The 9,848-nt window shown below is 64.4% G+C and carries 10 protein-coding genes; 8 read left to right on the forward strand and 2 right to left on the reverse strand.

Features of this window, described 5'->3' with window-relative positions:
• Positions 1-2: 2 nt before the first annotated feature.
• The 3 genes from Q8R73_RS02485 (at position 3) to Q8R73_RS02495 (ending at position 1,953) form a co-directional block, all read left to right on the forward strand.
• On the forward strand, positions 3-272 hold the full coding sequence (locus Q8R73_RS02485) for an RNA-binding S4 domain-containing protein (RefSeq protein ID WP_305717971.1): 270 nt from the start codon (positions 3-5) through the stop codon (positions 270-272).
• Positions 273-406: 134 nt separating this feature from the next.
• Positions 407-745, forward strand: coding sequence for a ferredoxin FdxA (gene fdxA / locus Q8R73_RS02490; RefSeq protein ID WP_305717972.1), 339 nt, complete (start codon positions 407-409; stop codon positions 743-745).
• Between the two features lie 227 nt (positions 746-972).
• Entirely contained in the window at positions 973-1,953 is a 981-nt protein-coding gene (locus Q8R73_RS02495; RefSeq protein ID WP_371126013.1) for a CarD family transcriptional regulator, read from the forward strand.
• Between the two features lie 146 nt (positions 1,954-2,099).
• Here the strand turns inward: Q8R73_RS02495 and Q8R73_RS02500 are convergent, their stop codons facing one another.
• Positions 2,100-3,590: a M48 family metalloprotease gene (locus tag Q8R73_RS02500; protein ID WP_371126011.1), complete on the reverse strand. Its 1,491-nt coding sequence runs from the start codon at positions 3,588-3,590 to the stop codon at positions 2,100-2,102.
• Positions 3,591-3,617: 27 nt separating this feature from the next.
• Positions 3,618-4,334 carry a thermonuclease family protein gene (locus tag Q8R73_RS02505; RefSeq protein WP_305717974.1) on the reverse strand — a complete coding sequence of 239 codons (717 nt, stop codon included), beginning with the start codon at positions 4,332-4,334 and terminating at the stop codon, positions 3,618-3,620.
• 169 nt (positions 4,335-4,503) lie between these two features.
• Here Q8R73_RS02505 and Q8R73_RS02510 point away from each other — a divergent pair, with 169 nt between their 5' ends.
• The 5 genes from Q8R73_RS02510 to Q8R73_RS02530 all read left to right on the forward strand — a co-directional run.
• Positions 4,504-4,923 carry a VOC family protein gene (locus Q8R73_RS02510; RefSeq protein ID WP_305717975.1) on the forward strand — a complete coding sequence of 140 codons (420 nt, stop codon included), beginning with the start codon at positions 4,504-4,506 and terminating at the stop codon, positions 4,921-4,923.
• A 250-nt stretch (positions 4,924-5,173) separates the two neighbouring features.
• On the forward strand, positions 5,174-6,379 hold the full coding sequence (locus Q8R73_RS02515) for an ABC transporter substrate-binding protein (RefSeq protein ID WP_305717976.1): 1,206 nt from the start codon (positions 5,174-5,176) through the stop codon (positions 6,377-6,379).
• A 114-nt stretch (positions 6,380-6,493) separates the two neighbouring features.
• Positions 6,494-7,285 (forward strand): enoyl-CoA hydratase, encoded by a 792-nt coding sequence (locus tag Q8R73_RS02520; RefSeq protein WP_305717977.1) that lies wholly within the window; start codon positions 6,494-6,496, stop codon positions 7,283-7,285.
• 13 nt (positions 7,286-7,298) lie between these two features.
• Complete coding sequence (locus Q8R73_RS02525; RefSeq protein ID WP_305717978.1) at positions 7,299-8,063, forward strand: hypothetical protein; 765 nt, start codon at positions 7,299-7,301, stop codon at positions 8,061-8,063.
• Between the two features lie 225 nt (positions 8,064-8,288).
• A partial coding sequence (locus tag Q8R73_RS02530) for an acetate--CoA ligase family protein (protein WP_305717979.1) occupies positions 8,289-9,848 on the forward strand: 1,560 nt, incomplete at its 3' end.

A 9,848-nucleotide genomic window follows, 5' to 3' on the forward strand; every position in this document is an offset into this window, starting at 1 on the left:
GCTTGGAGCGCCAGCGTCTCGATAAATGGCTGTGGCACGCGCGGGTGGTGAAGGCCCGCAGCAGCGCCGCTGCATTGGTCGAAGCGGGCCATGTCCGCGTCAACGGGGTCAGAGAGAAGGCGCCCGGCCACGCCGTCAAGGCCGGCGACGTCCTGACCGTCGGGCTCGACAACAGCGTCCGCGTGCTGCGGGTGGTGGGATTTTCGGAGCGGCGCGGTGACGCGACGGCGGCCCGGGTGCTCTACGACGATTTGCATGACAGGCAACGGTAACTATTTGCTTTCAAGCGCTTTCAGGCAGGCGCAGGAATGCGGAAAGGCGCGTCTGCGGGGCGTGTCGCTTCACTTGCGGCTGCGATGTTCCTGCGCTACGCAAACCATTGAAATCGACCGTTTCGGAGACTTGGATGACTTACGTCGTCACTGAAGCCTGCATCAAATGCAAATACACCGATTGCGTTGAGGTCTGCCCGGTAGACTGTTTCTACGAGGGCGAGAACATGCTGGTAATCCATCCCGACGAATGCATCGATTGCGGCGTGTGCGAACCGGAATGTCCCGCCGACGCGATCAAGCCCGACACCGAGCCCGGCCTTGAGAAGTGGCTGGAGGTCAATACCGAGTACGCCAAGACCTGGCCTAACATCACCCAGAAGAAGGAAGAGCCGCCGGACGCCAAGGATTTCGACGGCATGGAAGGCAAGTTCGAGAAATATTTTTCTCCGGCGCCCGGGACCGGCGACTGATTCGAGACGTCCCGGATAAGCCTCGGCTGACGTCCATGAGGGCCGCTTTCGCGCTCACGGCCGCCGCTCGCTTAACCCTAATCCGCGTGAGATCGCCGAAACCGCCTGCCGGAGCCCCCGGACAGGGCGTAAATCATTGATTTTTCCGGAAAATGTGCTATATTGGACACAATACTAGCCGAATCCAGCCATTGCGTATCTGTGGCCCTCGGGTTCCCGTGAAAAACATCCAACAGGGGCGTGGCAGTTTCCGCGCGCAGGCTGTGTCACAGAAAACGCGTAAAAAGAGTGCTTCAAAGACCACGAAAAAAGCCGCTGCGGTGAGCCGCAGTGCAACCAAAGGCCGTGCCCGGACTTCCCTCAAGGAGCCCCGAAAGGCCCCGGCTGCCAAATCCTCGAAAAACAAAAGAAGCGCAATGCCAAACAAGACTGCAAAAACTGCCGCGAAAGCGACCGTGACGAAGGCCACTGCTTCGAAGGTCGCTCCCAAGCCGGTCGCGCTGCCCCCGAAGACCGCCGCCAAGGCCCCGGTCTCGTTGAAGGCTGCGGCGAAGCCGGTTGCCGCCGCCGCCAAGCCGGTGGCTGCCGCCCCCCGGGTCGAGGAGCCGAAGAAGGTTCTGACCCAGCGCCAGGGCTTCAAGACCAACGAATTCGTGGTGTATCCCGCGCACGGCGTTGGCCAGATCTTGGCCATCGAAGAGCAGGAGATCGCCGGCGCCAGGCTCGAGCTGTTCGTGATCAATTTCATGAAGGACAAGATGACGCTGCGGGTGCCGACGGCGAAGGTCGCCAATGTCGGCATGCGCAAGCTGTCGGAACCGGCGCTGGTCAAGCGCGCGCTGGAAACCCTCAAGGGCCGCGCCCGCGTCAAGCGCACGATGTGGTCGCGCCGCGCCCAGGAATACGAAGCCAAGATCAATTCCGGAGATATTGTCGCGATCGCCGAAGTGGTGCGCGATCTCTATCGTTCGGACTCGCAGCCCGAGCAATCCTACAGCGAGCGCCAGCTGTACGAAGCGGCGCTCGATCGGCTGTCGCGCGAAATCGCTGTGGTGCAGCATTCGACCGAGACCGAAGCGGTCAAGGAAATCGAAGGCCAGCTCGCCAAGAGCCCGCGCCGCGGCGCCAAGGCCGAGACCGAAGCCGGCGTTGACGGTGATGCGGATGCCGATGGCGACGATGCCGCGGTTGCGGATGAGGCGGCGTAAACCAGCTTCCTTGATCTGAAAATTGAAAAAGCCCGGTCGCGAGACCGGGCTTTTTGCTATTGCCGTTATTGCGGGGCGCGCAGCGCGAACCCGGATTCTCGGGATCCCGGGTTCGCTTCGCGCCCCGGGATGACGCGCTTGCCGCGTCAATCCACCACGATCTTCACGCGGTCGCGCGCTTTCACCTGCGCGTGCGCATCGAGCCCGTTCAGAATGCGAAAGCGCTGGGCCGGGCGGTCGACGCCGGACATGCGGTGCGCCAGCGATTCCACGGTATCGCCGGGCTGCACGGTGATGACCTTGATGCGCAGCGGCCGGGCGGCCTGGATTTCCTCCAGCGTCAGGCGGCGGAACGAGCCCACGGTTTCGCGCGCGTTGCGGTCGCTCTCGGTGGTCTTCTGCTTGGAGGCAAAAATGAAGCGGTAGACGTCGCTGCCGAAGCGCAGCGCATAGACCTTGAACTGCCATTGATCGCCGCGCGCAGTGGCGGACGCCGCCGGAAAGCCGTTGATGGTCAATTCCTCCGCCGAGCCTTTCTCGACGTTCTCCATCCAGCCGGAATTGAGATAGTCGGAGAGCGTCTGCTCCGACGGCACGCGCACCACATCGAAGCGCATCGCCTGGGTGCCGCCCTCGCGCACCCCGATCACGGCCTGCGCGGTATTGTCCAGCGTGAAGGTTTCCGGAGCGGCGAAGGTGAAGCCGAGTTTCGGATGCAGGAAACGGCGGCCGCGCACGAAGCCTTCGCTGGGATCTTCGCCATAGACGATGTTGTCGATCGCCGCGAGATAGGTTTCGCGGTCGCGTTCGCCGCCCTCCGGCGAGGAAAATTGCCGCGCCGAGGCCTGGGCGTTCTGCACCCGCTCCGGCGTCGCCGGATGCGATGACAGGAAATCCTGCGCGCGCGGATCGAGCGAGGTCTTGCCCGCCTTGAGGGCGGCGTTGCGCTCCATCGCGGTCAGGAAACGCGCCGCACCATAGGGGTCGAACCTGGCGCGCGCGGAAATGCCGACGCCGATGCCGTCGGCCTCGAACTCCTGGGCGCGCGAGAAGCTCGCCATCGTCAGTTTCGTCTTGGCCAGCGCCAGCGCGGTCAGATCGGGATCGTTGCCCATGTCGGTGACGACGCGGGTGACGACGGCGGCCTGCCGCGCCTGGTCCTCGCGGATCGAGGCATGTTTGGCCAGCACATGCGCCATCTCGTGGCTCAGCACGGAGGACAATTCCGAGGTGTCGCTGGCGAGCGCGATGAGGCCGCGGGTGACGTAAAGCTGGCCGGTCGGCAGCGCGAAGGCATTGACCGCGCCGGAATTGAGGATGGTCACCTTGTAGGCCTGATCGGGGCGATCCGACGCCGCCACCAGGCGGTCGACGGTCTTGCCGATCAGGGCTTCCAGCCGCGGATCGTCATAGGCGCCGCCATAGGAGGAGAGAATGCGTTCATGCTCGCGCTCGGCGGCGGGGGTCTGCACCACGGTGCGCGCCGGTTTGGCCGAACCGCCTGCCGACGGCGCAGCAGTCGTGAAGCGGTCGATGCCGCCGCAGCCGGACAACGCCAGAACCGCGCCCAGCAGCAAGCCCGCAGCCCAAAGCCGGCGGCCTCTCACCCTGTCGCGCCGTCCCGCACCACCCGCCACGTCTGCTACTCGTATCTGGTCGGCGGGCTAATTCCCGCCAGGTATCTCAATCTGTCCCACCCGAAGCACCTCGATCCGCGGGCCGCCCCGCGTCTCAACCCAGCCGCGAACCCGAATCCGCCGCCTCTCAAGCGACTTGAGGCCGATTCCGGCAGCCTCCAGGGCCGCCGCCACACGCCTTGAAATAGTCACGGCAAAGTCCCGTGTCCAGTTTCGGCCGAAATTCAGGTACGTCGTCGCCCCGGCCTGTCTCACCGACAGAACCCTGCCTTCGACCACGGTAAAGCGCCCGATCCCGGCCAAAATATCGCCCGGACTTTCCGCGTTTTTTATGGCTGCGGGATCGGCCCAGATACCCCGTCTGGCCCGGCGCGCCTCCGCTTCCGCAGCAAAAAGCGTCGCGGAGCAGTCTCTGTCGGCGACTTCGGTCGAAACCAGCGCCTCGCCCTGTACCAACAGCATGCTTTGCACCGACGTACCGGAACCCGCAAGAAAGACGAAAGCCGGCTGGCGGCCATAGCGGTCGGGGCTGTCGTCGTCGCCCGACAATGTCACCTCGTGCCCGGCGATCACCGCCGCCAGCGCCGCAGTGGAGCTGGTCTTGGCACCCCCGACCGGCTCGATGCCGGCGAGCCTGATTTCACGGCCGTCCGCGAGACGAAACGTCCGCGCACCGATCACGGCGGCGACGCGGCCCTCGCCCTGGGGTTCGAACGCGCAACCTGCCGCATGGGTCGGGGCCATGGCTGCCAGCACGAGGCTGCAGACCGTCGCGGCGCCCCATCCTCCGCAACGTACTGATGTCTGCGTCACCGGATGCATGCTGCCCTATGACCGCGCTCGATCCTTTGTGCTGGCGATCCCCGGCCAGCACGCTACCTTAGCGAAAACGGTCGGGTTGACGAAGGGGGAGATGATGGAAGTCAACGGCATCGCGCATATTTTCCTGACCGCGTCGGATTTCGAACGTTCCCGCGCATTCTACCGCCAGCTGCTGCCGTTTCTCGGGCTGAAGCCGGTGATGGATACCGAGACGACCTATTACTGCGTCGGCGGCCGCACCGCGGTCGGCATCCGCGCGCCGTCGCCGGCTCATGCGGGCGCAGCCTTCGAGCAGAATCGAGTCGGCCTGCACCACCTCTGCTTCCGCGCCCGCGAGCGCGCCGATGTCGACGAACTGCACGCTTTCCTGACCACGCTCGACGGCGCCAGGATCATCCGCGCGCCGCGCGAGGATCAATGGGCGCCGGGATACTATTCGCTGTTGTTCGAAGATCCCGACGGGATCAGGCTCGAACTGAATCATGTGCCGGGGAAGGGGCTGCTGGGGTGAGTATGTCTGTTTCGTTCGGCGCCTGATCCTTCACCGTCGTCCGGCCAGTGAGCGAGCTCCTGCGTTCGTGTTCGAAGTGACGACGAATCAAATCGCATCTCACCATTCCGCTTTGCGGAAAATGCGCGCATCGCAATGCCGGCATGCCTGCCGCGCCGGGGCGTGCCTTGCCGCTACCCGGTGCTTCCGGCATGATTGCGGCAACAGGAGTGAGGCCGCACCAATGCGGCTCGTTCGCAGGGAGGCTTTGATGAGACGGATGTTCTCGGGTGTTCTGGCATCGGTGCTCGCGTTGTCGGCAAGCGCCGCCCTCGCTCAGTCCAAACCTCCGTTAAAACTGGGCGGCATCCTCGATATGTCCGGACTTTATGCCGACATCACCGGAGCGGGCAGCGAGACCGCGGCGAAGATGGCGGTGGAGGATTTCGGCGGCGAGGTGCTGGGCCGCAAGGTGGAGATCGTCGTTGCCGACCATCTCAACAAGGCCGACGTTTCGGCCAGCCTGGCGCGCGACATGCTCGACAATCAGGGCGTGGAAATGATCTTCGATGTCGCGGCATCCGCAACCGCGCTTGCCGCGGGCGAGATCGCAAAAGCGCGCAACAAGCTCATCATTTTCAACGGACCCGCGACGGTCGCACTCACCAATGAGGCCTGCGGTCCCTACACCGTGCACTACACCTACGATACGTATGGACAGGCCAATGTGACGGGGCTTGCGGCCGTCAAGTCCGGCCTCGACACCTGGTTCTTCCTGACCGCCGATTATGCATTCGGGCAAGCGCTGGAAAAGGACACCACCAACGTGGTGGTGAAGAATGGCGGCAAGGTGCTGGGCAGCGTGCGGCACCCGCTCAACAGCTCCGACTTCTCCTCGTTCCTTTTGCAGGCGCAGGCGTCCAAGGCCAAGGTGATCGGTCTCGCCAATGCCGGCGGCGACACCATCAACGCGATCAAGCAGGCCGCGGAGTTCGGCCTGATGAAGAGCGGACAGAAGGCTTCGCCGCTGCTCGTCTTCATCACCGATATCGACAGCATCGGCCTTGAGATCGCGCAGAACCTGCTGCTGTCCGAAGGCTTCTACTGGGATCTCAACGATGAGACGCGTGCGTTTTCAAAGCGCTTCACGGAACGCAGGAAGCGGCCGCCGACCACCGCCCAGGCCGGCGTCTATTCCTCGGTCCTGCATTACCTGAAAGCGGTGAAGGCCGCCGGCACCACCGATGCGGCGGCGGTGATCAAGGTGATGAAGGACACGCCGATCAACGACATGTTCGCCAAAAACGGCAGGATTCGCGCAGACGGCCGCATGGTGCACGACATGTACCTGTTCGAGGTCAAGAAGCCGTCGGAGTCCAAGGGGCGCTGGGACTATTACAAGCTGGTCGGCACGGTTTCCGGCAACGAGGCGTTCCAGCCGCTGGAGCTGTCGCGCTGCCCGCTGCTGAAGAAATAGTTCGCTCATTCCGGGGCGATGCGCAGCATCGAACCCGGAATCTCGAGATTCCGGGTCTGGCCCTGCGGTCCATCCCGGAATGACGAAGGCAACCAACAACAAAGGCTCCGTCCCATGAACAACGAAATCGTCCTGCAGCATCTCGACCAGGGCCTGCTCACCATCACCATGAACCGGCCGGACCGGCGCAACGCGCTCAATCCCGACATGACGCTGGGTCTGGTGACGGCGGCGCGGCGCGCGGCGGAAGATCACGAGGTTCGCGCGGTGCTGCTGAAGGGCGCCGGCGGCACCTTCTGCGTCGGCGGTGACGTGAAGTCGATGGCGGAGGGGCGGGCGCCGCTGCCGTTCGAGGCCAAGAAGACCAACCTGCGGCGCGGCATGGAAGTCTCGCGCATCCTGCACGAGATGCAGAAGCCCGTGGTGGCGCAGGTCGATGGCGCCGCCGCCGGCGCCGGGTTGTCGATTGCGCTGGCCTGCGACCTCCGCGTCGCCTCGGCCTCGGTCAAGATCACCACCGCTTTCGCCAAGGTCGGGCTTTCAGGGGATTACGGCGGCACCTATTTCCTGACGCAGATGCTCGGCAGCGCCCGCGCTCGCGAGCTCTATCTGATGTCGCCGGTGCTGTCGGCCCAGGAGGCTCTCGCGCTCGGCCTGGTGACGAAAGTCGTTCCCGACGCCGAGGTCGATGCGGCCGCGCACGATCTCGCGATGTCGCTGGCGCAAGGGCCGTCGATCACGCTGGGCTACATCAAGAAGAACATCAACAACGCCGAACACATGTCGCTGGAAGCGTGCTTCGACGCCGAAGCGATGCATCATTCGCGCTCGGGCGAGACCGCCGACCATAAGGAAGCGGCCAAGGCGTTCGTCGAGAAGCGCAAGCCCGTTTTTCAGAACCATTGACGGGGGCATGGATATGGCTGGTTTCATGAGGCTGCGGCAGATCTGCCTGGTGGCGCCGGCCATCGAGCCCGTGGTCGGCGATATCGCCGCCATCATGGGGTTGAATATCAGCTACCGCGACGGCAACGTCGCGAAATACGGGCTGGAGAACGCGCTGCTGCCGGTCGATACCATCCTTCTCGAAGTCGTCGCGCCGTTTCAGCCCGGCACCGCGGCGGGACGTTTCATCGAAAAGACCGGTGGCCGCGGCGGCTACATGGCGATTTTCTGCTGCGACGATCCCGACGAACGCGGCGCGCATGCCGCGAAGATGGGGGTGCGCACCGCCAACGTCATCGACCATGCGCCCTATCACGGCGTGCAACTGCACCCGCGCGATTGCCGCGCCGCCTTCATCGAATTCAACCACACCGCCGGCAGCGACAATGTTCTGGGACCCTATCCGCCGGCCGGACCGGATTGGCAGAAGTCGATCCGCAAGGATGTGACGCAAGCGCTGATCGAGGTGGAGATGGAAAGCCCGGAGCCCGAGGTGTTGGCCGCGCATTGGGGCAAGATCATCGGGGTCCCCGTCAGCACGGGCAAGGCCGGCGAGCCCGAACTGAAGCTGCCCAATGCCAGCTTCCGTTTCGTGAAGGGCGCTGCCGACATCATGAGCGGGCTGACGTTCCGGGTGGCCGATGTCTCCAAGGTGCGCGATGCCGCCAAGGCAAGGGGTTGTGCGGTGTCGGGCGATTCGTTCGAACTCGGCGGGGTGACGTTTCGCCTCGTGGCGTGAGGTAAGCCTCTTCGGGGTTACGCCCCGGCCTCTCAACGTCATTGCGAGGAGCCCTTGCGACGAAGCAATCCATGCTTCCTTTACTTGGCGACCATGGATTGCTTCGCGGAGCCTGTCATCGGGCGGCGCTTCGCGCCGACCCGTTGGCTCGCAATGACGTTTCGAGAGCGCGCCTCAGTTCAATGAACGTCGCGCGCTGAACTAGAATAAGAGGACCACTCGTCCATGCCGCACCCGCTCGACTCCTTCTTCGCGCCCGCCAGCATCGCGCTGATCGGGGCGTCGCGCGACCTGGAGAAGATTCCGGGTCGGCTGCTGTCGATGCTGCGCAAGAATGAGTTTCCCGGGAAGATCTATCCGATCAACCCCAATTACGGCGACATCGACGGACTGCGATGCTTCCCCTCGATATCAGACGTCGGCCAGCCGATCGATCTCGCCATCGTCATCATTCCCGCGCGCGCCGTGCTCGGCGCGCTCGAGCAATGTGCCGCCGCGGGTGTCAGGAACGCCGTCATCATCTCCTCGGGATTTGCGGAGGAAGGCGGCGACAGCGCCGCAATGCAGGACGCCATCGTGGCGCTGGCGAAGCGCACGGGGATGCGGATTTCCGGCCCCAATGCGGAAGGTTTCCTGAGCGAGGTGCAGAAGGTCGCCGCGACCTTCTCACCGACCGTTGACGTCAAGCCGGGCCATGTGCCGCTGGTCGCGACGAAGCGCCGCGCCGCCATCGTCGCGCAATCGGGCGGCATCGGCTTTGCCATCAAGCATCGTCTGAAGGCGCTCGGCGTGGCGATCAGCTATTGCGTCAGCGCCGGCAACGAGTCCGATCTCGGCGCCGGCGAGTTTCTCGAATATATGGTGCAGGACCCCTCCACCGAAGTGATCCTGCTGTTCATCGAGGGTATCCGCGACGTCGATCGATTCCTCGCTGCCGCGCAACGCGCGGCGGAGACCGGCAAACCCGTCATCGTGACCAAAGTCGGCCGCTCCGGCGCCGGCGAGCGCGCCGCCGCCTCGCATACCGCCAGCATGGCCGGCTGGTCCGCCGCCTATGATGCGGTGTTCGCGAAATACGGCTTTATCGTCTCCAACGATCTCGACGAGGCCGTCACCATCGCCGCAGTGCTGACCAGCAACCCGCTGCCGAAAGGCGACCGCGTCGCCGTGCTCACGGTGTCGGGCGGCGCCGGCATCTGGGGCGCGGATACCGTCGCGCTGCAGGGCCTGCAGGTGCCGGAACTGTCGCCGGCGATCCAGACCGAAATCAAAAACCTGCTGCCGTCCTATGGTGCGGCGGGTAATCCGATCGACGTCACGGCGCAGGGCGTGCATTCCGGCGGCCTGCAAAACAGCATCGACCTGCTCAGCGTGTCCGATGAGGTCGACGCCATCCTGGTGGTGCTGTCGCTGTCGAGCGATACGCGCGTGCCGTTCAAGCAGGCCGAGTTGCAGCCGGTGCTGTCGGCGCAGCACAAGCCGATCCTGTTCTATTCCTACACGCTGCCGTCGGACTTCGCGCGCAACGAGTTCGCGGCTTGCGGCGCCGTGGTGCTGTCGGGACTGACGCATGCAGGTGTAGCGATGAAGCGGATGCTGGAGCGCTCACGGTTCAGGCCGGCGCCACCGGTTGATGCCACGGCGTCGCAGCCGCTCGATCTCTCGGCGCACCTGAGGTCCGCCACGCTCTCGGAATTCGACAGCAACTCGCTGCTGCGCGCGGCCGGCATTGCGGTGCCGGATGAAGTTCTGGTGACGGAGAAGAGCGGGCTCGATGCCGCGGTC

The sequence above is a fragment of the Bradyrhizobium sp. genome (genome assembly GCF_030697065.1).
In the GTDB taxonomy this organism is placed as follows: Bacteria; Pseudomonadota; Alphaproteobacteria; order Rhizobiales; family Xanthobacteraceae; genus Bradyrhizobium.

What these genes read in the sequence shown, in the direction of transcription:
- Q8R73_RS02510 (WP_305717975.1), top strand. Translation starts at nt 4,504, where the DNA reads ATGATGGAAGTCAACGGCATCGCGCATATTTTCCTGACCGCGTCGGAT.
- Q8R73_RS02515 (WP_305717976.1), top strand. Translation starts at nt 5,174, where the DNA reads ATGAGACGGATGTTCTCGGGTGTTCTGGCATCGGTGCTCGCGTTGTCG.
- fdxA (WP_305717972.1), top strand. Translation starts at nt 407, where the DNA reads ATGACTTACGTCGTCACTGAAGCCTGCATCAAATGCAAATACACCGAT.
- Q8R73_RS02505 (WP_305717974.1), bottom strand. Translation starts at nt 4,334, where the DNA reads ATGGCCCCGACCCATGCGGCAGGTTGCGCGTTCGAACCCCAGGGCGAG.
- Q8R73_RS02520 (WP_305717977.1), top strand. Translation starts at nt 6,494, where the DNA reads ATGAACAACGAAATCGTCCTGCAGCATCTCGACCAGGGCCTGCTCACC.
- Q8R73_RS02525 (WP_305717978.1), top strand. Translation starts at nt 7,299, where the DNA reads ATGGCTGGTTTCATGAGGCTGCGGCAGATCTGCCTGGTGGCGCCGGCC.